The sequence below is a fragment of the Pseudoxanthomonas beigongshangi genome, assembly GCF_016820515.1.
In the GTDB taxonomy this organism is placed as follows: domain Bacteria; phylum Pseudomonadota; class Gammaproteobacteria; order Xanthomonadales; family Xanthomonadaceae; genus Pseudoxanthomonas_A; species Pseudoxanthomonas_A beigongshangi.
Map to the genome: position 1 here is coordinate 68,278 of NZ_JADHDV010000015.1, position 23,213 is coordinate 91,490.

The window sequence follows — 23,213 nt, forward strand, 5'->3', positions numbered from 1 at the left end:
CTCAATCGGCAGGGCTCGGCACAGGGTCATCGGGGCGGGACCGCCGGCTATCAAACTTCCAGCCAGCGCGATCACGCCGGGAATGCGAGTCGTCAGCGCGATATCTCGCTCCATGGTCCCGGCGGTGCGGGCGTCGACCGTTCCGGCAGCATCAGCCGGAGCGCGGACGGCAGCGTGTCCGGCACCCGTGCCACCACGCTCACCACGCGCGATGGCGGCCACTACGACGGCTCGCTCGCATTCTCCGACGGAAAGGTCAGCTACTCCGGGAGTTGCCACGATGCCAATGGCGATCCCGCGCCCTGCCGCCAGCGCTGATTGCGACAACCCGGAACGTTGAATTCCCATCGACAGGATCCCATCCATGAAAAGCATTCATTTCACCCTGCTGGCGAGCTTGTTGCTGGTTTCGTTCGCCGCGGATGCGCAGCAAGGTCGCGGCGCGCGCAAGCAGGCGCTCCAGGAACGCCTGCAATCCGCCGATACGGATCAGGACGGCTACATCAGTCGTGCCGAGGCCGACGCTTCCTTGCCTAAGCTGGCCGAGCATTTCGATCGCATCGATGCGGATCGCGACGACAGGATTTCACGCGAGGAACTCCGCGCGGCGGCCAGCGAACTGGCCGGAAGACGACGCGGCGGCCAACGCTAGCTAGTACCCGTGGGGGGAACGGGTGTTCCCCTCACGGGTGGCCAGCAGGGAAGCAGGTGGCGGTACGCACCGCATTCAGACGACAGGCGGGGAAGCGCGATACGGGCGCAGCTGTTCCCGCCAGACAAGCAGATCTGCGAACTCATCGGCCAGACCGTCGTCCTGCCAGCAGCGCCGCTGCGCTTCGCCGGGAAACACGGCATCGGTCTCGGGGACCACCGCGTCCAGCAGGGCGCACAGGGTGATGTCGGCGTAGCTGAAAGTGTCCAGCACGAATCCCGTTCCGGATTCGCGCAAACCGCGGCGCAATGCAAACAGTGCGTTCCGGTGGTTGCCGGCCCCGTACAAGTGCGCGTACTTCCGGTCCAGTGCGTTCACCACGCGGCGGGTGATGGGGCGGAGCAGGGGCCTGAGTCGCGAAGGCAGGTGGGGAAGGGATTCGTCGAGCGCGTCCGGATGCTCCGCGATGGTCCTGACCACACGGGTCCTGGCGGCAGCCAGGCCCACCTCGCTGATGTCATCCCAGAACCGGATCCGGTCGAAATCGCCCAGCCGATCATCACCCGATGCCAGCGCGGCGTACCGGGCGATTTCGAACGAGCCACGTACCGGTCCCGTGTCCGTCAACAACACGGGAACCGACACCTTGCCATGCCATTGCCGCAACCTGAGCCTGAGCCCGGGTTCGCTGAGGAACGGGACGTACTCCTGGTAGCGATAGGCCACGTCGCAGTAGTCCAGCGCCCATCGCGCCTTGCGCGTCCAGGGCGAGAACACCTCGCCGATCAGCAGTGCCATGCCACCCTCACGCTATGCCGGCTCGGTTCAATCCATCAATGCCGCATCCAGCGCCTCGGCAAACTCGCGCGGCTGGTCGAGCATCAGGTAATGACGGGCATCCGTGATTTCCACCAATGTGGCCCGGCTGCTCGCATACTGCTCCCGGTAGCGGCGGGCCATGTATCCGGCGGGCGCGCCAAGGGGCGACTGGTCGGCGAAGATGACGGTCAACGGCGGGCGCAGGCTGGCGACTTCGGCTCTCAGGTCCGTGGTCGAAAGACTTTCGTACAACGCGGCGTAGGTGTCTCGATGGCTGCGTGCACCGCCTTGCGCGATTCGGGCGGCGGTGTCCGGATTGCCCACCGCGGACGAAGCCTGCGCCCGCATCCGCTTTTCGAAGGCCGCCGCGTCTTCCGCGCGCATCTCTCGGACCTCCGCGCCGACTTTGCCGCGCAGTTCCTCGTCCACGCTTGTGCTGCCGCGATTGGCGGACATGAAGGGCAGCGCGTCCACGATGATGACGCGCGCCACCAGATCGGGCTGCCGAAGCGTGGCCATCAGCGCCGCCACGCCGCCGGCCGAATGCCCGACAAGCATGACGGGACGAGACGAATTCCGCTGGATATAGCTTGTCAGCGCTTCGGCGACCGCGCCGATACTGCTTGGTGCGGGAGCATCGCCAACGGGCCCTTCGAGCCCGGCTATCCGGAGCCTGTGCACGCGATACCGGTCCGACAATCGCACCGCGGTTTCCTGCCAGGAAACATCGCCACCGGACAGCCCGGGAACAAGCACCAGATCCGTCGTGCCGGTGCCCGTTATCTCGGCGGTGATGGGAAGGGAAGTGGGGGAGGGGAGCGTCGCGGCGCAGGCCAGCCACGGCAGCAGCGACAGGGTGAACGCGAACAGGCGAAGACCACGCATCTGGACTCTCCGGTGGGTGCGATGTGGCGGGAAGGATGGACGCCCGGGTCAGGCGGAACGGACTTTACCCGCTTTCCGTATACGCTCCCCGAACGACTGGTCCTGCAACGCCTTCAGCGCATTGCGAAGCACGTCTTCAAGCGAAATTCCCAGTTCCTCGTTGAGGCTGGCCGCCGCCTTCGCGGTGGTCGCCCAGTGCTGTTCGAGGAGGGGCAGGCGGGCCTTCGCGTAGGGGGTCAGGTGCACGATGCGCTCGCGACTGTCCTCGCCGGGCAGGAGCTTCACCCACTTGGCGCGCACCAGCGCGCTCAGGGTCTGGCTGACCGCCGAATGGCTCACGCCCATCCCGTCGGCGATGTCCTTGATCCGCGAGGGGCCGTGTTGGGAGAGCGCGCGGATGATCGGCGTGAAGCGCGGTTTGTAGTCGAGTCCGGATTCGGCGTACGCATCCGCGACCGCCGAATCCAACTGATCGATGAGCGTACGCAACAGCGTGCCCAAAGTCGCATGTGGTGTTGTCATGCCCAGGAATATATGTTAGCACTTATATATTGTCAATGACGGCATGGGAGGAGAAGGGTCATGAGCCAGGCACTATGGTTGGCGGCGATGCTGGCGGGTGGTTGTCCCCAGCAGGAAGCCGTGCTCGAACAGATGGCGAAGGCCATCGAGAAGGACTACGTGATTGCGCAGGAAGCCCGGCAGATTGCCGAAAGCGTCCGCGACTGGTCGGACAAGGGACGCTACGCCGATGCATGTGGCGACTGGCTTTCCTTCTCCAAGCGACTCAACCGGGATCTGGATGCCTACGACGGACACTTCCTGATCGAGCGGGTGATCGAAGAGAAGGCGGGCGCCGATGACGATTGGCTGATGGCCTGGCGGGCGGCCGGCAAGCCCGCCAACATGGGCGTGCGGGAAGTGAAGGTGCTGGAAGGCAACATCGGTTACCTGCGCCTGGCGTCCTTCTATCCCTGGGACATGGCGGGCCCCAAGCTCCGCAATGCAATGGAACTGCTCAAGGACACGCAGGGACTGGTGCTGGACCTCAGGCAGAACGGCGGCGGCGACGCGGATACCGCGGGCCAGCTGGTGCGTGCATTCCTGGGCGACGAGGTGGCTTCGGTTCAGGACATCCAGGCGCGCTCGGCGCGCCGGACCGAGCCGCTGCCCAAGCGTGATCTACCGGAATACCATGGCGGGCTGGTGGTCCTGCTGGACCGCCGTTCCGCGTCCGCATCGGAGTACGTCGCCTATTCCCTGCAGGCCGCCAGCAGGGCGGTGGTGATCGGTTCGCGCAGCGCGGGTGCAGCCAACCTGCTGGGTGACCCCAAGCCATTGCCGCATGGCTTCCAGATTTTCATTCCGGATGCCCGGCCGCTCAACGTCCGGACCGGCGGCAACTGGGACCGCGAAGGCGTGGTTCCGGATGTGAACGGTGGAGATGATCCGCTGCATGTCGCGCGCCGCGTCCTGGGCGGCGATCTGGAAGTCGGCGAAGCAATCCGATGACCGGGCGCCGGAGGCGCGGACTTTCATGATCATCGTGATAAACGGCCCGCTGGGCATCGGCAAATCGACGCTCTCCGAAGCCCTGTCGGAGAGAATCGACCGTTGCGCCATGCTGGACGGCGACAGCCTGGTCGCGGTCAATCCGCTGCCTGCGGATCCGGTCGAGCACCTTCACCGGGGAATCCTGTTGCTGCTGCGCCACCATCGACGATTCGGCTACCGCCATTTCGTGATCAACCATCTCTGGGAAAACGCAGCCGAACTGGAGGACCTTCGCTGCCGGCTGGCCCGGTTGGATGACCGGATCCTTTGCTTTCGCATGACGCTGGACCCCGAATCGAACCTGGCCCGGATAGACCGGCGGGCAAGCGTCAGGGCGATCGACGAACTCGACTACGATAAGGAAACATTCCACCGCGAATATGCCGTGCTGAGCGGCGCGGTCGGCAGCGAACTTGGCGAGCCATGGGACGCGGCCGCGCCGCCCGAGCAGCTTGCCGATGCCTTGTTGCGTGAAATCCGGCATCGTTACCCGTCGGGTGGTGTCCAGGTCGGGTAAGTATCAAACCAGGCGAGGGACGAACCCTATGGTGAAATGTCTTGGAAGCGGCTCCGGAATGCGTACCCGGGCCGGAAAGACGGGCCGTGGAAAATGAATACCTTGCAGACCATTCTCGATTCAGTGATCCACAGCAATGCAGGAGAGCCGACTATTGGTGTCGGACTAACTCGGGACGGAATAGGCACGCAGGTCACATCGATACGTAATGGCAACCCTTTCCAGACGCCGCGGTAACGGGAGGGTGCTACGGTCCGGGTATGAAGCTCAGGACCCAACGAAGGATCGCCCTCGGCGCCCTCATTGCGGTGGCGCTGGTCGCCATTGCATACGGCGTTTACTGGTGCATGGAGCCTGGCAGAGACAGGACAGCGACAGACATTCCTCCTATTGCCGGCGCGCGCTAACCGTATGGTGGGAAGACCGGCTAGGAGTTGGTCTGGCGGACGGTTTCGGTGTGGGCTGAGGCCACCCAGGCCCCATCCTTGCGGACCCATGTCGTGGTGTCGTAAACCACCATGTCCTGACTCTTCCCGCTGACGGTAATGGACTGGTCCGCTTTGTAGGTCGCAATGGCGACATCAGGCGCGGGGAAAATTACCCGTTCCTCGGAGAACTTGAAGGCCGTGACCCGCGCATCGCCGGACGAAGCCATTTTCCTGTATTCGGAGGGGCTGAAGTGATGGATTCCCCATCCGGAGACGGAAACTGATTCTCCATCAAGCAGCGAGATTGCAGTATCGACGTCCGTATCGACTATCGCCTGCCAGAACTGCCGTTCCAGCTCCATGATGTCCTTCTGGGTAGTCATGTCGGGGCTCGGTATTGAAGGAAACCAGGATTTTTCACACACGACGTGTACGCAACGTCATCGCGTTGTGAGGGCGGGATGACGCGGTCAGGCCAGGAGCGCTAGACAACTTTGGGTGTCTTTATGCGCCAGGGAGGCCAGGTCACCTGCAGCCATCATTCCCCTTTCACTGTTCAGCGCGCAACCTCGATACCCTGCGGAGGGCGCGGTAGTGAAGTTGACATCTGGCGAGATTTGGATTGCGGTGGCTGTCGCCGTCTCAGTGGCGATAATCCTTGTCGTTCTTTGGTTTCTGGTAGGCCCGGTACTGCAATTGGATGGGGAACGATGGATGCCTTGAGAGGGCAAAGGCATGATGCTGATGTTTCATTGCAAACTGCGGGGCCGTCGGTTTCCGGGGCTGGTCGCGAAAGGCGGTTCGGCCGTTCTATCTGGTTCTCGCCTCGTCCATCTTCTGCGCATATGAAATGACCGTTCGCTCGTCCTGAGCGGCCTGCTTCACCGAGTTCAGCCAGCGTACGGCGGCGCCTCTGTTCTTGATCAGGCCACCCAGGTCATCGTCCAAACACGCGGCGCAGACTTGTCCTCCGGGACTCGGGCTGCTGCAACGAAGGCATGGAGCCATCGTCGTGGTGGCAGGCGGCCTGAGCTGATAGACAATCTTGACCATCAATGCGGTGGCTTGGTCGGAGATACTCATCGTTTATCCTCGCGGGTAGTGATTTTCAATGGGGGCGAGGTCGTCGGACGCTCTTCTTCCGCCTGATTGGAAGGGCGGGTTGTTTGAGTGAAAAGGGCGGGCGTGGCTTGGCCAGGTTTTTGTTGGTGCGTTCTTTGAGGTAAGTCATCTGTAGCCCCTTGTGTACGGTTCGGCCTTGACGTCAATTCGCTCCTGGACCCGGTGTGCGAAGGCGCATGACAGGCGACATCCGCAGGAGGACTTTGACCAGGGGGAACAAGAAAACGGCAGGAATTCCTTCCTGCCGTTCGCAATCCATTGCATGTCACCCGTTAGTGCTTGGTCGCTGCCGGGATGTTGACTTTGTCGATGCCATGGAGAACGCCATTGGTCGAGGCGATATCCGCCTGGGTAACCTCGGCGCCATCGATGCTGAGCCTGTCGCCTGCCAGTTGAATGGGGGCCGGCTGGCCGTTCACTGTCCGCGCAGCCTCCCACTTGCCGATGTCCGCCTTGCTGCGGCGACCATTGACGAGGTGATAGTTCAGCACCGAAGTGAGCTCCGCCTTGTTCTCGGGCTTGAACCATTCTTCCAGCTTGCCCGGAGGCAGTTTGGCGAACGCTTCATCGGTAGGAGCGAAGACCGTGAAGGGGCCTGGTCCAGCCAGGGTGTCTTTCAAGCCTGATTGGTTGACGGCGCGGGCGAAGGTCTTGAAGGAACCGTTGGCAGCGGCGGTATCCAGGAGGTTCTTCTCCTGGGACTTGTTTTCTTGGGTCGTGTTCATGGGTGAGCCTTGGTGTGATTTGCGGATTGCAAATCGAAGATGGCCGAAGCCAAAGCCCCGATTGCCGGGGCGAGAACTCAATGCGGAGAGTGGGTGGAAGTGCGGCGCGGCTTGAGGAGCCGTTGCGGCATTGCGCGGCAACCCAATGACCATAGCCCCATGGTTGTTACTGTGCCGTGAGCGTTGCCGTCGGTCTGAGCGGGGGACATGCATCGGCGCTTGCGTCGCAGAAGTGCTATGGTGAGCTGCTGCTGGAATGCGAACCCCGCCTATCTCCAACGTCCGTCTCGTGCCGGCCTGCACGAAAGCGAGGGCGTCATGAACAGATACAAGGGGCACCGTGTCGTGAGTGCCAAATTCGGTGAAGGCATTGCTGCCATGCAGATGTCAGGCGCTGTGGAAAGGGCCGAGAACGAAGGCTGGCCGATACCGCCCTCCGCCGTGGAATCACGGTCATCCATTGCCAAGGCGAGCGCTGTGCGGCACGTAGCCAAACACATTGCGTGCCATTTTCGCGGTGAATTCAGATTCTGGACGGGATTTCCCGAGCGCGGGCAAAAGGCGTGCCTCTAGGGCAACGCGTCCAAGGCGATGCGTGATGCAACCATGTCCGGGGACTGCCGGGGTTGGCCTGTGGACCTGTCAAATATCGCGGAGAGGACGGTCATCAACATTGAGGCCGAACTGGATTTTTGGGAGCAGATAATCTCGGCAAATGGGTTTCCCGGCCTGGAGCAAAGCTTCCATCAATTACGTCCTACACTGAAGTTCTCCTACGATGCTTACCTGGCCTGGAAAGGGGAGGCGCTGGTCGAGCTGGAGAGCGTTTTGAAGTGCTCCTATGACAGGCAAATCGATCCGAGAAAGAGGCTCGATTGGCTCTATGCCGAGCGAGTGGTCAAAGTTGTCTGGTTCCGTCTCGGCATATCTGATGTCGTTTGAGGCTCCAAACTAGGGAGATGGTTGTGCGGCATAAGCATGAACTTACATTCACACTTCACGTCGGAAATCGCCAGTCGATTGGCCCTGCCGAACTCCAGTCCATGTGGCAGGAGGCGGCGCAATCGTCCGATGTAAGCGTCAGCCGGCGGACTTCGGCCTACGATCAGGCAAAGCAGCCCTATTACGAGCTGTGGGCTTGGCGCCTTCATGACAAGGACGCTGTTGAAAGGCGACTGAGGAGTTTGTTGGAGTCAAAGGGATACTTGTTCGGACTCGCCGACATGACCCTCTAGACCGTATCTTCGCCCGAAGAAGCTTTGGGGGGGGCGGATATGGGCCGCTTTGCATCCGCGGTAGCCGGGCAGGTTGTGCGGTGGCAATCGGGGGTGTGCCTGATCATGGTCCGTGCCATGTAGTGGCTACTTGTTGAGCCTGCCATGTTAGTGGACATTCTCCAGGCTTGCAGTGGCCGTGTTGGTCTGCATCGAAAGCCAAATCGCGTTAGCCTGTATCCTGCTGAATATCAGTTGGGACTGATAGGACATGAACCCTGCAACTTCGTACAAGGGGCTGCTGCTCGGCATGGTCTTTGGCTTGGCGCTGGGGGCATTCATCGACCGAATCGCCATCGGTATCGCCATTGGCGCAGCACTGGGCTATTTGTATGACGCCGGCTATTTCAAATCCAAGAAGCCCTAAGCCTTCTTCTTGTCGAAGTTTGACTTGGGAGAAGGCTCGGCAACCTCCTGGCATCTGCTGAAGCGAGTGGTGGACGGAGCTTCAAGTCGGTTCTGGCAATAGGCAAGCCAGTTTTTTGTTCTTGCGAACCTTGCTGGAATCACCTGATGACATTAATCCGCCTGGAGATGGTCATCCTGCATCACAAGCAAAGAGTTCTCCGACAACTTCAGCATGGCTGACTCCATCCTGCTCACGGGGCAGGTCGCCTTGCTGAAAGGGAAGGGCGGCTCATGGGTGACCCTTGTTGGAATTCTGGGGCCGCTGGGAAGCCTCGACTACACCGACGACATCTTCCGGCCCATCGCAAAGCTCAATGTTCAGCTTGTTCGGTAGCAACAACCATGTGCCGGGACTTGTCCGAACGTCGGTAGTTGAGGATGACAGGGTAGGTCGTTTCGAACTATCGCCAGGTTATCTACCTAACATTGAACGCCAAAGCATTGAACGCGTTCGATGGCGAAGGCAGACTCGTCGCCGGAGTCCAAAAACTCCACATTTCGCGGTGCCCACCTCCGACAATCTGGTGGGTCTTTTGTACCTGTCACGGGTACGACCGACGCAAGACGTTCTGCGTCGGGAGGGCGGCTAATACAAGACCTCATCTGAGGGAATACGCCCGCCGACGAAATGCGGTTTTTTGGCCTCCCGACATCCCCGCTTGCCATCCGGCAACGGGGATCTTTCCCACGGACCGGAGTACCGCCAATGAGTTCAGATTCCCCTACGGACGAACACAACGAACCCACCATGGCCATCCACCGCTGGTACGCCAGCTTCGAGAACATGGAGCGGCAGGTCGACCGCATCATGAACCAGTCCGAGTGGATCTCGGTCACTCCGGCACAGCCCGGCGACGGCCCCAAGCGAAAGCTGCTGAAACGCAAGCGCGCGATGCGCTGACGCAGCATACGCATTCTGCATACAGGCGGCCCTGAGCTCAAAGCGCGCCACAGAACCTCGCGCTAGGTAGCTTGATCGGGGTCCAGTAGTAGCGCCAGGTCCGTCGGACCGTTCTGGTAATAATTTCGCATAATGCATAGGCCGAAAGCATCAATTCCCCCGCATGGGAACTGGCCGCGTGTAGGGCAGGGGTAGCCGCATGGGCAACGCTGGGAAGCGTCGCCAATACCGCGATGAGGGCAACACCTACAGACGCTGCTAGCTTGCGCCAGACGGCCTTTTCTTCGCGGCTGATCGCTCGGGCTTCACCAACTATTCCGATTACCTGTGCGAGCGGAATGCCTGTGATGCCGGCAATCGTCGCGCATGTAACCGTGTCCGGATATTTCGTGCCATGCCGCCAATTGCTGACCGCCTGACGGCTTACGCCTAGCTTCCTTGATAGGTCCGAATCAGATGTAGCTCCGGACGCTTGTTTCGCCCGGTCGAGGATGTCCTCGAAGTTCATATGTCCACCGCCTGTTGACAGGTTGTCCACCACCAGTGTACGTTGCCGCATGTCCACCAGTGGTGGACACCCCGCCGGGCCGCAAATTCCGCCGGGGTTCCCCTCCCCGGTCGCCCTAGGCCGGGGCAGGGGACCTCTAGGGCACTAGGGCAGGGGATAGGGCAATGGAATTGATACTCGCCGCATGCGCCGGGCTGGTGTTGTACGGCCTGCTCCGTGCACACGAAATCTTCCAGCAGTGGCAGCTGCGCAGCGAGCTGGCGCAGCGCAAGTTCATCGCTCAGTGCGCCTTTTCCGCCTCGCTGCACAAGGCCCAGCAGGAAGACGTGCAATGAACGCCTCTTGCATCGTCGTCACTGCCCAGCAGTGGGGAACCCTGCTGCAAATCATCGCGCTGCTGGCGTTGTTCGGCGGCTTCTGCGGTGCGTTATGGTTCATCGACTGGTATCGCACGTGGGACCGCTTCCGCGCCCGCCGTCGCCTTGCACGCTGCCGCCGTGCGCTGAGGGAACGCCATGCGTGAAGACCGCGCCCCCAAGCCGCGCCCGCCGCGCATGCTTACCCCGGTCAACACGCCGGTCATCACCGCCTTCGACATCGCCGACCGAATCATCATCGTGGACGGTGAAGAGGTGCGCCTGGGCGACTACTGGACGCAGGCGTTCGTCGAAGCCGCGTTCTCGCGCCGGGGTGGCGAATGAAGCCCCGTCATCGCTGCCAGTGCTGCACGCGCATCCTCCCGGTCCACCACTACCGCCTGTTGGTCAACGGCGCTGTGTGGCACCTGTGCGCCTCCGACTACCGGGCCGTCATCGCTCAGCGGGGTGATGAATGATCTCCCTGCGCGAGGGCCGTCCGTCCGACGGCATGACCTTTTCCCCGGTCGGAGCGGTGGGAAGTCAGATTGGCCCGAGGAGTAACACGGGCCAAAAGTCCGCCCTCCCGACACATGGCGCGCTGGTGGACTTTTTGACCGTCGTTTTTTCACAAGACCGCCTCGCGGAGCGAGGCTTCACCCGCATTTCGCTGTTGCTCCCCGGCATCTTCGGTCTGAGGCCGTCCGACGTGAGGGCAGGGGAGCTGCACGCCAAGCGCTGGCAGTTCTACAAGGCCAGCGCTGTGATCGTAGACAGCGAAGGTGAACTCGTTGGTCGCATCGGCTGCGAGGGCAATGGCGACACGGTGTGCGTCAGCCTCTCCGGTGCCGCCTGCAAGTTCATCCGCACCAGGGATGAGTGGCGCAGGGTGCGCATGCAGATTGAAGCCTGCGGCGGCCGCATTAGCCGCTGTGACGTCGCCTACGACGATTACGACGGCCTTATGGGTACAGTGCGGGAGCTGGAAGCCAAGGCCCGCGAAACGCTCACAGAGAGCGGCGGTTGCCTGTTGTTCGCCAACGGCGGAACCCCGCCCAAGACCAAGTTCCTTGATGACCACGGCGGTGGCTCCGGTTGCACGCTGTACGTCGGCCAGAAAGGCCACAAGCAACTGTGCGTGTACGAGAAAGGGAAGCAGCTCGGCGTCACGGATTCGCCCTGGACGCGTTATGAGGCGCGCCTGTACGGCAAGCATTGCGAAGTGCCGACCGACATCCTGACCGAGCCGATGAAGTACCTGCGCGGCTCGTACGGCTACATGGAACTGCTGCTCGCCAAGGTCTGCGAGGGCATTGCGTGCGCGATTGAGTACACCAAGCGCGCCGTCGAAGCGACCGGCACCGCCATGCAGCGGTGGTCCAAGCGCCAGTGGGGCAAATCTGCATGGCTCCTGATTCAAGTGTTCGGTGTAGAGGGTTTTGCCCGCTACGCCAGCGAGGTAATCGCGCGCGAAGGGGTGCCCGCGCGATTCAAAAAACTAGGCAAGGCATCCGCCATCGTCAATCAGCTGAGGGCTGAACTATGTCCATCGTGAGGGTCAAAGATGACCGTGTTATCGAACGTCAGGTCACCATCAAAGGTGTGCCGCAAATCTTCCGTGAGCAGCGCGTGGCGCTCATCCTCGGGGGCGGGTACGAAACCGCCTTCAATGTCGGCCTCGGAACTGGCCCCGTGTATCAGGTGGGCGATTACCTCATCCATCCGGACAGCTACGGCCACGGCAAGTACGGCGACCTCCAACTGAACCGCCCGAAGCTGATTCCGCTGGCGGTCGCGTTCAAGGACGCCGGCGTCACGCCGCCGGCGACGCCGGCAGCTGCAGGAAAGTAAGCAATGCCGCGCTATCTCGTCTGCCTCGACCCACAGCCAGCGCAGGACGGTTCCTGCGCACAAACGGCGTGGATGGAGGTGGGCGGGATAGCGCAGTACCTGCCGACCGTTGAGCAGGCCAACGTCGTCGGTTCGTTGTTCTTCGCCAGCCTGCTAACCATCGCCGCTGCGAAGCGGATTCTGAAACCACCGCGTCATCTTTAGGAGTACAGCAATGAAGAGTCTCATCCAGAAAGGCAAGACCCAGTTCACCGCCCTGATGGCGGGCATCACCGCCCTGGTCGCCGCGCCCATGGCGTTCGCCTCCGGCGGTTCCGGTGCCGACCTCAGCCCGGCCATTACCGCGATGAACGAGTACAAGGAAGAGGCGCTGGTCGCCATCCTCGCGCTCATCGTGATCCTGTGGACGCTGCGCGCCACCGGCGTGTTGAAGCCCCGTAGCTGATGCGAGGGCAAGCGGGGTTCTAGGGCACCCCGCGACTTCACTATGGGCACCGACTTCGACCAACTCTTCGGCACCATCTGCCTGCTGTGGTGGATGTTCGCCAGCTACATTGTTTGCGGCGACTGGGACTGATGAACCTTCCACGCATCTTTGCTAGCACGGTGGCGCGGCGGCTCGCTTACTTGCTGGTCGCCGCATTGTTCGCGTGGCTCGGCCTCAACACGGCCAAGGCGCAAGACCTCAATTTTCCGGACCAGGGTGCCGCCTACGCCGAGTGCATGGCGAACTATTCCTCTGTCGTGTCGAGCTATCCCGGTGCGACGGCGAGCGTTCTATCGTACAACTGTGGCGGCGGTAGGCCGCCTAGGTGTTTTAACAACGGCGCGACAACGACTTGTTGGTACGTTTGTGCCATTGATTCGCCGAACCCAACTGGGTCGTTTCAGCGTGATTGTCGTACACGTGCGAATTCCGCTCCGACGACTCGTTACGTCTATGGCGGCGCGACCAGTTGCGCGACGCGACAGCCATATATCGGCCCGCCCCCCATGTCCACGGTCGTTGCACAGCCGCGCCAGGGCGCTATTTCATGCATCAATGGCTGCGCTGCGGTGATGTACAACAATGGCGACGGCACCTGGACGGGAAAGTACGACAGCGGTGTGTCTTGTACGGTCGCGACGCTGGAGGAGCATTGTGCGACCGTTCCCGGAAATCATTGGAACAAATGGAATCAGACGTGCGAGCCGAACGAGCAGCAGTGCGGTCAGAATCAGGCGAAAGACCCGCTCAGCGGGGCGTGTAAGGACGCGTGCCCCGAGGGCATGATGTTGAATCAAGACGGGCAGTGCTCACCCAGCAAGCCTGAATGCCCGGCGGGGCAGATTAAGTCTCCGGAAGGCGGCTGCATGCCCGGAGAGGGCCAGTGTGCCGCCGGTGAAGCCAGGCGCGAGAACGGCACCTGCGGCAAGGATAGTGACGGCGACGGTCAGGCCGACGAAGATGACGACAATCCGGACAATGATCCGGACAAGACGTCGTTTTCTGGCGGTGACAACTGTAGCGCGCCGCCCATGTGTTCGGGTGACGCCATCATGTGTGGCATGGCGCGGATTCAATGGCGCATCGATTGCAACACTCGCAAAACAAAGAACGTGAGCGGCGGCAGTTGCGCCGCCATGCCGGTGTGCGTCGGGGACAACTGCGATGCCGTTGAGTACTCGCAGTTGATTATGCAGTGGCGTAGTGCGTGCGCGCTGGAAAAGCTGAGCGTGCCAGGTGGCGGTGGTGGTGAAACCGGCATAAAGGACCATATGACCGCGCTCAAGCAAGCGGAGGTCAATGCGTTGCGCGGCTTGCCGACCAGCGATGGTCATGAAGGCGTGGACCCGAACTCGATGTTCCATACCTTCGACAACAGCGGCTTTAATCCCAACCTGTTCGGGGGCGGTGCGTCGCAGTGCCCCACGGGCTGGACCATAGGTGGCAAGACGTTCGACGTGCCGCCGCAGTTTTGGACGATTGCAACGTTCATCGGCTGGCTGTTCGTGGCCGCCGCGTATGTCTGGCTCGCACTGGAATTGGGGAAATAACATGCCTGTCGTATTGGCTGAACTGTTGGCAGTCCTCGGGCCTTGGATAATGCGGTTCTTCGCCGCGAAGGCCATCATCATGGTGGCCGGCTTCCTAGGCCGCGCGGGCATCGTCATTGCGACCAACGAGTTTGCGGTGCAGCCGCTGATTGACCACGCCATGACCGCCTGGGCATCCATCCCGGCAGGGTTCCAGTGCTGGCTGGCACTGTTCGGCGTGACCAAGGTGGCGAGCATTACGGTGTCGGGGCTGACGTTGATCTCGGCAAAGCGCATCTTCTTCGCGAAGAAGGACGCATGAGCGCCATCGCCGCCAACTCGTCCATTACGCTGATTACCGGCGTACCTGGTAACGGCAAGACGCTGCGCACGGTGTGGTATATCCGCGAAGCGGTTAAGGCCGGCGAGCAGGTCTACGTCTGCAACCTCAACGGCCTCAACATCGATGGTGCGATGCCGTTCGAGGACCCGTGGAAGTGGGAAGAACTGCCCGCAGGCTCGATTCTGGTGGTCGACGAGGCGCAGAAGTTCTGGCGCGCGGGTGTCACCGAAACGGTTAACAACCCGCAGACCGGCAAGCCTGAGAAGATAGTGCCGCGCAATATCCAGGCGATGGAAACCATCCGCCACGTCGGCATTCGCCTGATTATTGTCACGCAAAGCCCGTCGCTGATTCACTTGAATATTCGCCAGCTGGTGGGCCTGCACGAACACCTGGTGCGCGAGAACGGCAAGCAGCTCGCGACGGTGTACCGCGCCAGCAAGGTGATTGACAACGTGCGCAGCCCGCGCGCGTTGCTCGCCGAGGATCACGAGTCGTGGGCATTCCCGGCTGACTGTTACGGCTTGTACAAGTCCGCTGAGGTGCATACCGTCAAGCGGACGATGTCCAGCAAGATGAAGCGTGGTCTGATGCTTGCCGCTGTGGCCGCTGCGCTGGTGGGCTACGCGTATTGGAACGGGAAAAACCTGTTCGGCAAGAAAGACGAGCCACAAGCCGGGGCGGCCGCAGCGCCAGCGCAAGCTGGCGCAATGGCCGCCACCGGCGCAGCTGCCAAGGATGGGGCCGTCGTCAAGTACGACAGCCCACTCGCGTATGCCAAGGCCCACCTTCCGCGTTTCAACTCGATGCCCTGGACGGCGGAGGTGTATGACCAACGCCCGACGACGGTGGACCCGCAGTTGTTCTGCATGTCGAGCATGCCTTCGGCGGAGGAGGGCGGTGACCCGTCCTGTACGTGCTTGACCGAGCAGGGCACGCGTTACGAGATGAGCCAACCCGAATGCCGGCGCGTGGCGCGGCACGGGTTGCCTTACAACCCGTACAAGGAACGCCGGCAGGACCAGTTCATGCCGGCAACGCCGGCGCCAGCGCCAGCGCAGCCACCGGGTGGCTCGTTAACCGGAGCCGTGGTCAACGGCGATTTCGCCAAAGTAGGGGAGACCTCCAATGTCGTTAACGCACCCGCTCCGCATTTCTGACGCGCTCACGCTGACCAGCGCCGGGCGCGAGCATTTGAAGTGGCTCGCCCTGCTGCTGATGACTGGCGACCACGTCAACAAAGTCCTGTTCGACGGTGGCTTGGCCGGAGTGTCTGAGCTGGCCAGGGTGGTGTTTCCCATTTTCGCGATGGTTCTGGCCTACAACCTGCACACGCATCGCGATCCATCCGCCGCGGGACGCTCATTGACGCGGCTACTGGTTGCCGCGGCGGTGGCGCAGCCTTTTCACGCGCTGGCCTTCGGTTACACGTTCCCGCTCAATGTCTTGTTCACGCTGGCACTCGGCGTCTACGTCAGCACGGAACGTTCGCGGGCGCTGGGCCTGTTGGCCTGGCTGGTGGGCGGGCTGTTTGTTGACTATGGCTGGACCGGCATTGGCGTCGTGGTGGCCACCACCTGGCTATTGCGTTCCCATGGCCATTGGACCGGCTGGGCCGGCCTGGTGGCAGCGGTGGCCTCGCTGTGGGTCATCAACGGGAACGTCTACGCGCTCGGCGCGTTCCCGCTGGTCTGGTGGCTGGGGAAGTCCCAGAGTAACTTCCCGCGCGCTCCGTGGGTGTTCTTGGGCTACTACGTGGCGCACCTGGCTGTACTGGCGCTAGCAGCGTTCTCCGGGGATGTTTTCCCAGCCGTTGGGTAGCTTCCGGAACAGCTGCCCGTTGATGCACCGTAGGTTCGGATTTCTGAGCGGCTCTCGGGGTTTGGCGCGGTCCGCCTGTTGCTGGGCGGGAGTCGCCTGAGAGGCTCGCCATTGCTCCTCGAAAGCGTCCTTGTGCTGGGTGCGTTCGGTTCGGTTGGCTTCCCAGCGAAGTCGCGTTTTCCCCAGCAGTTGGAAGCACCGGCAATAATCGCCGCCAAGGTGAGTCCGACGATCAATGTCGGCCAGATGTTCGACCTGGTTGGCTTCGTCACGGCAGCCCGGTATGGCGGCAGCTCTCGTTCCATTGATTGTCCTCAAAGGTCTTCTTTTACTCAACGTTCGTTTTGTCGCCAAAAGACATCTTCCGGAGTGCGCGACCAGAAAAGAAAACGCTCCAGATATTCACATCGATAACTTTTGAGAAGGCGTTCCCTTGAGCGAATGCAGCTCCACCAACCATAAGATGAGTTGTAGACCAATGCAGCTCAATGAATTTCTCTGCTGAACTTAAGTCGCGACCGACTACGAATTGAGCAATACCCTGGTTACTTAATTCGATGCCGGAAGGCATAAAATTAACGTTGGAAGTGAACGCATCGAGGTAACCAACTGCGGCCTCAAAACCCTTGTATCCCCAGAATGTGGATAGAAGCACAAGGCTATACTTCGACCTAAGATCATGCACGGTGATTGATTGGCGCATCAGTCTCGTTTTCGCCTGCTCGAATTCAGGGTGCGTCTCAATCAGAAGTTTTATGAGCACCGCTGCATTCACTTCGTCGAAATTTCGGGACCTAATTTCGCGCTGCAGCTCAACTAAGCGAGAGGCGAATCCTTCTATGGTTCTAATATTGTCTGCGGCATGAGAGAAGAACGCATGTAGTTCTGATGCAACTTGAAGGCGGATATCAGCCCCTTTTTGGTCTCTCCACTGCCTTGTTGCAACCCAGAACGACACACAGAATCCAACAGCTGTAACTAGGCTCGCCACAACCGCAGCCTTCATGGTCGTATCGAGGGCGTCGAGCCAAAGAACTAATTCGCCGAACGTGAATGGCTTTGATGTGGAGTGCTCTGAGCGGTGTGCGTACCAGAACCCACATAAAACAAGGTATACAAGTGGCGTCCTAAGACTGACTTTGAGCAGGAAGTACATTGGCCCAAGAATTTGGGTCAGAACCCCCAGTTTGGCGAATACCTTTTTCTGGGAAGCCGGCATATCGTTGTCCATTACATCTCCCTGATTGCTTTCCCCGGGGGGATCCTATCAGGGGTCGTCAATGGGATGCCTTTGTAGGTAGGCCCGCGTCCAACGTTCGGCGAAGCGCTTCCCCTGGGCAATGCTGGCGGCGCGCCCGGAAAGCCACTGGTACTGGTAGCGGTGCTGCTTGAGCTGCAGCTGCACGCCACAGCTGCATTTCGTCATCGAAGCGACCCGGTAGCGCCCGAAGTGCAGTGTCCAGGTCGCGAAAAGTTCGCCGGGTGGTGGGTCTCGCCATTCCATGGGAATAGGCTACCGCTGGCCGTCGCTGGCGATGAGATTCGCCGGCTAGATTGACTACAGGTGTAGTCTTCGATCGCAGGATTCGGGGTGTAGGGGCAGCGCCCCTACGGTGACGCCTTCAACCGGCGCGGGTGCCGAAGCGCTGGGCCTGCCAGTCGGCCAGGTCTACCACGACGACTTTCACCAACTGCTGCCGAACCGCTTTTCGTGACGCGTTACAGTTGCGGGTAGCGGTCAGCCGTTCTTCCTGTTCCAGTCGCCAGAGAAGGCCTTTCATGCGTTCCGGACTGATACGGTCGCCAGCCGGCGAGACCAGCCAGCGACCACGCTGTTTCCAGCCCAGCCAATCGGCGGTCAGGTCGGTGTGACCGTCAACGACACGGGCATAGTGCGCCAGTGCACACGGGTTGGGCTTGGTGCGGTCCTTGGGCCAGCACGGGGGACGGTTCATAGGCTTAGGGCCTCCATGGCTTGGGAATCGTCCCGGTTTCCTTGCAACAGCCGGTCCAGCATCAGGCGCAGCAGGGACCAGTAGTAGCGCCAGACCCTCCGGGCACGACGATATGTCTTTTCGCATAATGCATATTATGTAAATTCCGGGACGGCCTGTCCCGGCGGGTCTNTTATGTAAATTCCGGGACGGCCTGTCCCGGCGGGTCTGGCTGTCGGTTTCGGCAATTGCTGTCCTTTTTGCTTTGGATCGTGCTCTTCCTTGATTAGTAAGAGGAATTTCCCAAATAAAGGACAGCATTTAGCATGATCCACATCTACGCAGAACGCCGCTTGGATCTCTTGGACGGTGCTTTTGGAGAGACTACAGTTGGCCCGCTGCGCCGCCATGCTGCCTCCAAGGCTGCTGGTAGATCGTGCAGTTTGGCGAGTTGGACTTCCAAGGCATTGGCACGAGCGCGCTGTATGTCAGCATCCCGTTGGATCTCGTTTGCCTTCAGTCTGAATTCTTCCGCAGCCGCTACCTGTGACTTCTTAAGAAGAACCTGCTCCTGCGCGGCATTAGCGAGATGAACCTCAAGGTCTTTGACCTTCTGGCGCGCACGGTCGATTTCAGCGTGCGCGCGATCCTCAACGGTTCGTGCATGTTGGATTATGGCATCGCGCTCTTTGTCGGCGGATTCCAGCAGCTCCTGGATACGCACCTGGGCCGCCCGCCGTTCGTTCTCAGCCTGTGTAACCCGCAGGAGCGCCGCATCACGTTGTTGGGCCATTTCCGCAGAATGCTCCTCCAACTGGTTAACCAGGCGCTGCAGCTCAGCGGCTTGGGCCGAAGCGACCTGCTCGGCGTGGATGGCTGCGTCGGCCTGCTTCCGAAGCGACGCAATCTCGGCAGCCAGGTCCTCGCGCTCCCGCTGGAATGCACGATGTTCTGCATGCAGGGCGGAACGCTCATCGGCCAAGGCCTCCAATGCTTCGTTTCGGGCATGCTGCAGCGCCAAGGTCCACCACTCCCCTGCCAGACCAGCCACGGCTTCTGGCGCGTCGGGGACAGCCAAGCGGGCGCGCTGTGCCTGCAATCGCCCGCCGAGCGTCTTCCACCAAGTCTCCAGCCAACGGGTCACCGTGTTCGGCGAACCGGTACCCAAATGCGCGCGGATGCGTTCGACCGTTGGTCGTTCGCCCGCGGCGACGAGATCGTCGGCTGCCGCGTGGACGTCAGTTTCGGTGATGCCTCGAGCCATGGAAGTGCTTCCTACGCCGGTGCCCTACTCGGCTGAATACGTACTGGTGATAAGTGATGATTATCGTGGCTATAGGCGATTTATCGTAGTAAAACGTACATACTATGAAAGATATTCCCGCGATTCCTGCCCTTGCGCAACCGGCGGCCAGCCTAGCCCTGCCCGCTCAGCTGGCCCAACAGGCCGCCGACGCGGTGCGCGAACTGCTCGCCGAAGCGGCCGCGGCCAACACGACCCGCAGCTACACCAGCGCGCTGCGCTATTGGGCCGGCTGGCACGCGGCGCGCTACGGGATCGAACTGACCCTGCCGGTGTCCGAGGCGGCCGTGCTGCAGTTCGTGGTCGACCATGTGGTCCGGCGCAACGCCGACGGCGAGCTGACGTGGGAACTGCCGCCGGCGGTCGACCAGGCCTTGGTGGCCGCCGGCCTGAAGGCCAAGCTGGGTCCTTGGACTTTGTCCACCGTCCGGCATCGGGTGGCGGTGCTGTCCACCGCGCACCGACTCAAGCAGCAGCCCAATCCCTGCGAGCAGCCCGCGATTCGCACCTTGCTCAGCCGTGCGGCCCGTGCTTCGGTCAAACGCGGCGAGCGACCCCGCAAGAAGACCGCGATCACCTTGGCAGAGCTAGAAGCGATGCTGGCCACCTGCGACGACAGCCTAGAAGGCCTGCGCGACCGTGCCCTGCTCTGCTTCGGATTCGCCAGCGGCGGACGCCGGCGCAGCGAGATCGCCGCAGCCGACCTGCGCGATCTACGCCGGATCGGCGACAAGGGCTATATCTACCGGCTGGAGTACAGCAAGACCCAGCAGGCCGGCGTCACCGCATCCTCCACCCCCGACAAGCCGGTGTTGGATCGGGCCGCCCTCGCCCTCGAGGATTGGCTGGAGGCATCCGGGATCACCGAAGGGGCGATCTTCCGGCGGCTCTGGAAACAGCGGGTGGGCCCTGCCCTGTCCCCGGCTGCGGTGGGTGAGATCGTGCAGCGGCGGGCCCGCATGGCGGGGTTGGAGGGGGATTTTGGGGGGCATAGCCTGCGATCCGGGTTCGTGACCGAGGCGAGCCGCCAAGGGGTGTCGCTGCCGGCGATCATGCAACTGACCGAACACCGAGCAGTGTCGAGCGTCGTGGGATATTTCCAGTCGGGCGGCGCTGCGATGAATCCCGCCGCTCGGCTACTGGAAGACGACCTGCCCTAGCCTCTTAACATCGGTGCGACTTTGGCCAGAAGTAGTCATCTAGACCAGATTGGCGCGCTACCCTTAGATCAGTATTCTCAGAGGCCGGCAGAGGTTTCCTGGACCTGACCGCTCATCGGGCCGCGGCCAGTGCTGTGGAGTATTTCCAAACAAACGGACCGGCAACACTCTTGTCGAACTCTGATTGTCCGGCCTGTCACCCCTTGCGTCGTATTACCGTGACGCACGATTCATAGTTGCCAAATTGATCGTTTAACTGGAGCCGATATGAATGAGTCGCGTCGCCAGCCATTCGTGCTGAAGTCTCGAAAGCCCATACCGGGACACGTACCTGACCCAAGCCGGGTATTCGACCCAATGCGCCAACTCTGGATCTCTAGGGACTCCGGACTTCCGGTCGTAGCGGAGCATGTACGCCCGAACAGCCGCCAGCGCAGCGACTGGGGTGAAACCATCACAACGAGAACTTCCGAAGGCGTCGACCAATCGGAGGTTACCCGTGCCTCCGACTGGGGTGAGACCGTCATGACCAAAACCTCCGAGGGCATCGATCAATCGGAGGGCACCCGCGCCTCCGATTGGGGCGAGACCGTCATGACCGAAACCTCAGAAGGTGTCGATCAGTCCGAATCTGTGCGCGCCTCCGATTTTGGAGAGACCGTCGTTACAGCCACCAGCGAAGGTCACGATCAATCGGAACGCATTAGTGATGAAGACCGGTACTGATGCTGCTGATCGTTAGCAATCGGGACGACCTCGCCGCTGACTTCATGATCACGCGACTGGAAGAGAAAGGCATCGACTACTTCCGGCTGGATTCTGAGGATGCCGCCAATCTCAGTTACTCGATCCACTGCGATTCGTCCGGCATCGACTCACTGCTGCGCAGCGAGTTCAGAGAAGCACCATTGGCCAGTGTCGACGCCGTCTGGTATCGACGTGCCATCCATCCCGTCGGCCTCGATGACGTACCGGCGGAGTTCAGGAGATTCGCGGGGCAGGAGCTTCGCTATCTCCTGGAAGGTCTGCTGCCTGAAACCGGAGGCGCAAGGTGGGTGAACCCCATCGGCGCAACGGAGCGCGCCGAGCGCAAGGTGCGCCAGCTCGCCCTGGCACCGCATTACGGCCTTCAGATCCCGGCCACGATCATCAGCAGCGACTCGAGAGAGCTGCAGGCCTTCGCGAAGCAGCATGGACGCGTCATCTGCAAGCCGATCTCCCAAGGCCTCGTCGCCACACGGTCGCAATGGTTCGCCGTGCGCACTTGGGAAGTCATGGAGGGCGACCTTGCCGAGTTAGCCTTCTGCGCATTCCCAACGCTGCTGCAGAAGCTGGTACCCAAGGGCTTGGACATCAGGCTGACGATCATTGGAGACCGTGCATTCCCCGTCGCCATCGAAACGGCCCCCGATGCTGACATCGACTGGAGGTCGTGCCCCAACGATCTGATCTATCGTCCTTGCACGCTTCCCGAGCCAGTCGTCGACAACTGCAAGAAACTCTTGAAAGCGCTCGACCTGGTCTATGGCGCCTTTGACTTCGTCCAATCGCCGGAGGGCGAACTGTTTTTCCTTGAGGTCAATCCAGCCGGCGAATGGGCATGGCTGGAACTTGAACTCGACCTGCCGCTGCGCGATGCCTTTATCGATCTGTTCAATCCCAAACACCAGACAGGATCATGAGCCAGGCCTTGGACTATCTTTCCAAACCACCGCGTCGCCTTCCGTTTTCCTCCCGGACATACCTTGATGCCTGGAAGAAGAGCATCGCGACCTTCCTCGTGTTGCTGCGTCACACATTCTCTGCGTACGCCACGGCTCCATCTCCGGAGCAGCTCATCACCGCGAACTCGCCGAAAGGCATAATCCGCCCGAAGTTGCTGCAGCGGATCGAAAAGCTTTGGGAGGAAGCGAGGGTACGCTCCGAGCACCTCGAGCAGAAATCGACGGCCACGCTTTCCGGCCTTGGGATTGCCGCACCCATCGTCATCGCTCTGTCGGCTTTCATCGTCAAGGAACCGTCGATCTCCGCGTGGGTCAGGTGTACTTCCCTGACCCTTGTCGTGCTGGCCATCGCCAGCATGGTGATGGGCTTTCTCGCCGTGCTGCGAGCCTTGTCCGTTCGAGAACGCGAGGAACTTGGCATCGAGAGCGTCGTTGCCTCCCGGACCTTCAGGAAGGCGACCGACGACTTCCATGGACGCGGCCTGCTCTATGTGTATATCAAGCAACAGGCGCTCAACGACCATGTCGCGAACTTCATTCGCGCATCGCAGATGTTCCTGGCAATCTCCGTTGCTTTCGTCCTGTTGGCGGGCGCCGTGACCGTTCCCGGTATCGCTGCGGCGGCCAGTCGCCAGCAATCCGTTAATGATCCCGCGTTGTTGCAGTTGAATAGCACATTGGAAACCTTGATCGACAGAATCGATCAAGCAGAAGTGCTACGCGCGGAGCAGAACAGAACGCGGGATGAGTTGGGCAAGTTGCGGCTTGATATCCAAGGCATATCCGCAAGTCACGCGAACGACCTTCCGACCGCGCCACCAGCTAACCAAGGCCCTGCAACGCAAACAACTCCGAAACGCGCTGAGCCGAGCAAACAGCCGTGACGTTCGGGTTCCATCGCCGATCTCAACA

Annotated in this window: 34 protein-coding genes; 23 read left to right on the forward strand and 11 right to left on the reverse strand. The window is 61.1% G+C overall.

Annotation, left to right across the window (positions count from 1 at the left end; genetic code table 11):
* Positions 1-174 precede the first annotated feature (174 nt).
* Together IQ458_RS12620 and IQ458_RS12625 are read left to right on the forward strand one after the other, a co-directional pair.
* A complete protein-coding gene (locus IQ458_RS12620; RefSeq protein WP_203323041.1) occupies positions 175-318 on the forward strand; it encodes a hypothetical protein in 144 nt (47 codons plus the stop codon).
* A gap of 46 nt (positions 319-364) precedes the next feature.
* Positions 365-652, forward strand: a complete 288-nt coding sequence (locus IQ458_RS12625) for a hypothetical protein (protein WP_203323076.1) — start codon at positions 365-367, stop codon at positions 650-652.
* Positions 653-727: 75 nt separating this feature from the next.
* Here IQ458_RS12625 and IQ458_RS12630 read toward each other — a convergent pair whose 3' ends face one another.
* From IQ458_RS12630 to IQ458_RS12640, 3 genes are read right to left on the reverse strand one after another with little or no spacing between them, the layout of a single operon-like run.
* Entirely contained in the window at positions 728-1,450 is a 723-nt protein-coding gene (locus IQ458_RS12630) for a glutathione S-transferase N-terminal domain-containing protein (protein ID WP_203323042.1), read from the reverse strand.
* Between the two features lie 27 nt (positions 1,451-1,477).
* The gene (locus IQ458_RS12635) at positions 1,478-2,356 is read right to left on the reverse strand and encodes an alpha/beta fold hydrolase (protein WP_203323043.1); all 879 of its coding nucleotides are present in this window, start codon (positions 2,354-2,356) and stop codon (positions 1,478-1,480) included.
* 48 nt (positions 2,357-2,404) lie between these two features.
* Positions 2,405-2,845 carry a MarR family winged helix-turn-helix transcriptional regulator gene (locus IQ458_RS12640; RefSeq protein ID WP_328805175.1) on the reverse strand — a complete coding sequence of 147 codons (441 nt, stop codon included), beginning with the start codon at positions 2,843-2,845 and terminating at the stop codon, positions 2,405-2,407.
* A gap of 93 nt (positions 2,846-2,938) precedes the next feature.
* Here IQ458_RS12640 and IQ458_RS12645 point away from each other — a divergent pair, with 93 nt between their 5' ends.
* Together IQ458_RS12645 and IQ458_RS12650 are read left to right on the forward strand one after the other, a co-directional pair.
* A complete protein-coding gene (locus IQ458_RS12645) occupies positions 2,939-3,868 on the forward strand; it encodes a S41 family peptidase (protein ID WP_203323045.1) in 930 nt (309 codons plus the stop codon).
* On the forward strand, positions 3,813-4,427 hold the full coding sequence (locus IQ458_RS12650) for a Gar/GrdA family gentamicin resistance ATP-binding protein (protein WP_328805176.1): 615 nt from the start codon (positions 3,813-3,815) through the stop codon (positions 4,425-4,427). Before IQ458_RS12645 ends, IQ458_RS12650 begins: the two co-directional genes overlap by 56 nt.
* Before the next feature lie 427 nt (positions 4,428-4,854).
* Here the strand turns inward: IQ458_RS12650 and IQ458_RS12655 are convergent, their stop codons facing one another.
* The 3 genes from IQ458_RS12655 to IQ458_RS12665 all read right to left on the reverse strand — a co-directional run bounded on the left by IQ458_RS12655 (position 4,855) and on the right by IQ458_RS12665 (position 6,702).
* Positions 4,855-5,238, reverse strand: a complete 384-nt coding sequence (locus IQ458_RS12655; RefSeq protein ID WP_183636287.1) for a nuclear transport factor 2 family protein — start codon at positions 5,236-5,238, stop codon at positions 4,855-4,857.
* A gap of 427 nt (positions 5,239-5,665) precedes the next feature.
* Positions 5,666-5,938: a hypothetical protein gene (locus IQ458_RS12660; RefSeq protein ID WP_203323046.1), complete on the reverse strand. Its 273-nt coding sequence runs from the start codon at positions 5,936-5,938 to the stop codon at positions 5,666-5,668.
* Positions 5,939-6,249: 311 nt separating this feature from the next.
* Positions 6,250-6,702: a fasciclin domain-containing protein gene (locus IQ458_RS12665; RefSeq protein ID WP_192198486.1), complete on the reverse strand. Its 453-nt coding sequence runs from the start codon at positions 6,700-6,702 to the stop codon at positions 6,250-6,252.
* A 591-nt stretch (positions 6,703-7,293) separates the two neighbouring features.
* On the opposite strand from IQ458_RS12665, the gene IQ458_RS12670 reads away from it, so the two are divergent.
* The 4 genes from IQ458_RS12670 (at position 7,294) to IQ458_RS12685 (ending at position 9,285) form a co-directional block, all read left to right on the forward strand.
* Positions 7,294-7,644 carry a hypothetical protein gene (locus IQ458_RS12670; RefSeq protein ID WP_203323047.1) on the forward strand — a complete coding sequence of 117 codons (351 nt, stop codon included), beginning with the start codon at positions 7,294-7,296 and terminating at the stop codon, positions 7,642-7,644.
* Between the two features lie 543 nt (positions 7,645-8,187).
* Complete coding sequence (locus IQ458_RS12675; protein ID WP_183636291.1) at positions 8,188-8,343, forward strand: hypothetical protein; 156 nt, start codon at positions 8,188-8,190, stop codon at positions 8,341-8,343.
* A 213-nt stretch (positions 8,344-8,556) separates the two neighbouring features.
* Positions 8,557-8,718, forward strand: coding sequence for a hypothetical protein (locus IQ458_RS12680; RefSeq protein WP_203323048.1), 162 nt, complete (start codon positions 8,557-8,559; stop codon positions 8,716-8,718).
* Between the two features lie 372 nt (positions 8,719-9,090).
* Complete coding sequence (locus tag IQ458_RS12685; protein ID WP_203323049.1) at positions 9,091-9,285, forward strand: hypothetical protein; 195 nt, start codon at positions 9,091-9,093, stop codon at positions 9,283-9,285.
* A 37-nt stretch (positions 9,286-9,322) separates the two neighbouring features.
* Here IQ458_RS12685 and IQ458_RS12690 read toward each other — a convergent pair whose 3' ends face one another.
* Positions 9,323-9,793, reverse strand: a complete 471-nt coding sequence (locus IQ458_RS12690; RefSeq protein WP_203323050.1) for a DUF3693 domain-containing protein — start codon at positions 9,791-9,793, stop codon at positions 9,323-9,325.
* Between the two features lie 164 nt (positions 9,794-9,957).
* On the opposite strand from IQ458_RS12690, the gene IQ458_RS12695 reads away from it, so the two are divergent.
* The 11 genes from IQ458_RS12695 (at position 9,958) to IQ458_RS12745 (ending at position 16,180) form a co-directional block, all read left to right on the forward strand.
* Positions 9,958-10,128 carry a hypothetical protein gene (locus IQ458_RS12695; RefSeq protein WP_203323051.1) on the forward strand — a complete coding sequence of 57 codons (171 nt, stop codon included), beginning with the start codon at positions 9,958-9,960 and terminating at the stop codon, positions 10,126-10,128.
* Positions 10,125-10,316, forward strand: coding sequence for a hypothetical protein (locus tag IQ458_RS12700; protein WP_203323052.1), 192 nt, complete (start codon positions 10,125-10,127; stop codon positions 10,314-10,316). The genes IQ458_RS12695 and IQ458_RS12700 overlap by 4 nt, the downstream gene beginning before the upstream one ends.
* Complete coding sequence (locus IQ458_RS12705) at positions 10,309-10,494, forward strand: hypothetical protein (RefSeq protein ID WP_203323053.1); 186 nt, start codon at positions 10,309-10,311, stop codon at positions 10,492-10,494. Before IQ458_RS12700 ends, IQ458_RS12705 begins: the two co-directional genes overlap by 8 nt.
* A gap of 130 nt (positions 10,495-10,624) precedes the next feature.
* Positions 10,625-11,704: a replication initiation factor domain-containing protein gene (locus IQ458_RS12710; protein ID WP_203323054.1), complete on the forward strand. Its 1,080-nt coding sequence runs from the start codon at positions 10,625-10,627 to the stop codon at positions 11,702-11,704.
* The gene (locus tag IQ458_RS12715) at positions 11,692-12,000 is read left to right on the forward strand and encodes a single-stranded DNA-binding protein (RefSeq protein WP_203323055.1); all 309 of its coding nucleotides are present in this window, start codon (positions 11,692-11,694) and stop codon (positions 11,998-12,000) included. Before IQ458_RS12710 ends, IQ458_RS12715 begins: the two co-directional genes overlap by 13 nt.
* A 3-nt stretch (positions 12,001-12,003) precedes the next feature.
* Positions 12,004-12,204 (forward strand): hypothetical protein, encoded by a 201-nt coding sequence (locus IQ458_RS12720; protein WP_203323056.1) that lies wholly within the window; start codon positions 12,004-12,006, stop codon positions 12,202-12,204.
* 10 nt (positions 12,205-12,214) lie between these two features.
* The gene (locus IQ458_RS12725; RefSeq protein ID WP_203323057.1) at positions 12,215-12,445 is read left to right on the forward strand and encodes a hypothetical protein; all 231 of its coding nucleotides are present in this window, start codon (positions 12,215-12,217) and stop codon (positions 12,443-12,445) included.
* A gap of 182 nt (positions 12,446-12,627) precedes the next feature.
* Positions 12,628-14,037: a hypothetical protein gene (locus tag IQ458_RS12730; RefSeq protein ID WP_203323058.1), complete on the forward strand. Its 1,410-nt coding sequence runs from the start codon at positions 12,628-12,630 to the stop codon at positions 14,035-14,037.
* 1 nt (position 14,038) lies between these two features.
* Complete coding sequence (locus IQ458_RS12735) at positions 14,039-14,338, forward strand: DUF2523 family protein (RefSeq protein WP_203323059.1); 300 nt, start codon at positions 14,039-14,041, stop codon at positions 14,336-14,338.
* A complete protein-coding gene (locus IQ458_RS12740) occupies positions 14,335-15,519 on the forward strand; it encodes a zonular occludens toxin domain-containing protein (RefSeq protein ID WP_203323060.1) in 1,185 nt (394 codons plus the stop codon). Before IQ458_RS12735 ends, IQ458_RS12740 begins: the two co-directional genes overlap by 4 nt.
* Positions 15,488-16,180, forward strand: coding sequence for a TraX family protein (locus IQ458_RS12745; protein WP_235996811.1), 693 nt, complete (start codon positions 15,488-15,490; stop codon positions 16,178-16,180). The genes IQ458_RS12740 and IQ458_RS12745 overlap by 32 nt, the downstream gene beginning before the upstream one ends.
* Positions 16,181-16,508: 328 nt before the next feature.
* Here the strand turns inward: IQ458_RS12745 and IQ458_RS12750 are convergent, their stop codons facing one another.
* The 4 genes from IQ458_RS12750 to IQ458_RS12765 all read right to left on the reverse strand — a co-directional run bounded on the left by IQ458_RS12750 (position 16,509) and on the right by IQ458_RS12765 (position 19,378).
* Positions 16,509-17,411 (reverse strand): hypothetical protein, encoded by a 903-nt coding sequence (locus tag IQ458_RS12750; RefSeq protein ID WP_203323061.1) that lies wholly within the window; start codon positions 17,409-17,411, stop codon positions 16,509-16,511.
* Positions 17,412-17,447: 36 nt separating this feature from the next.
* Positions 17,448-17,684 (reverse strand): hypothetical protein, encoded by a 237-nt coding sequence (locus IQ458_RS12755; protein ID WP_203323062.1) that lies wholly within the window; start codon positions 17,682-17,684, stop codon positions 17,448-17,450.
* Positions 17,685-17,802: 118 nt separating this feature from the next.
* Entirely contained in the window at positions 17,803-18,135 is a 333-nt protein-coding gene (locus IQ458_RS12760; RefSeq protein ID WP_203323063.1) for a DUF3653 domain-containing protein, read from the reverse strand.
* A 316-nt stretch (positions 18,136-18,451) separates the two neighbouring features.
* Positions 18,452-19,378, reverse strand: coding sequence for a DNA-binding protein (locus tag IQ458_RS12765; RefSeq protein ID WP_203323064.1), 927 nt, complete (start codon positions 19,376-19,378; stop codon positions 18,452-18,454).
* A gap of 104 nt (positions 19,379-19,482) precedes the next feature.
* On the opposite strand from IQ458_RS12765, the gene IQ458_RS12770 reads away from it, so the two are divergent.
* The 4 genes from IQ458_RS12770 to IQ458_RS12785 all read left to right on the forward strand — a co-directional run bounded on the left by IQ458_RS12770 (position 19,483) and on the right by IQ458_RS12785 (position 23,185).
* Positions 19,483-20,577 (forward strand): site-specific integrase, encoded by a 1,095-nt coding sequence (locus IQ458_RS12770; protein WP_203323065.1) that lies wholly within the window; start codon positions 19,483-19,485, stop codon positions 20,575-20,577.
* A 525-nt stretch (positions 20,578-21,102) separates the two neighbouring features.
* A complete protein-coding gene (locus IQ458_RS12775) occupies positions 21,103-21,303 on the forward strand; it encodes a hypothetical protein (protein ID WP_203323066.1) in 201 nt (66 codons plus the stop codon).
* Positions 21,303-22,259: an MvdC/MvdD family ATP grasp protein gene (locus IQ458_RS12780; RefSeq protein WP_203323067.1), complete on the forward strand. Its 957-nt coding sequence runs from the start codon at positions 21,303-21,305 to the stop codon at positions 22,257-22,259. Before IQ458_RS12775 ends, IQ458_RS12780 begins: the two co-directional genes overlap by 1 nt.
* Positions 22,256-23,185 (forward strand): hypothetical protein, encoded by a 930-nt coding sequence (locus IQ458_RS12785; protein ID WP_203323068.1) that lies wholly within the window; start codon positions 22,256-22,258, stop codon positions 23,183-23,185. The genes IQ458_RS12780 and IQ458_RS12785 overlap by 4 nt, the downstream gene beginning before the upstream one ends.
* The last annotated feature ends 28 nt before the right edge of the window (positions 23,186-23,213 follow it).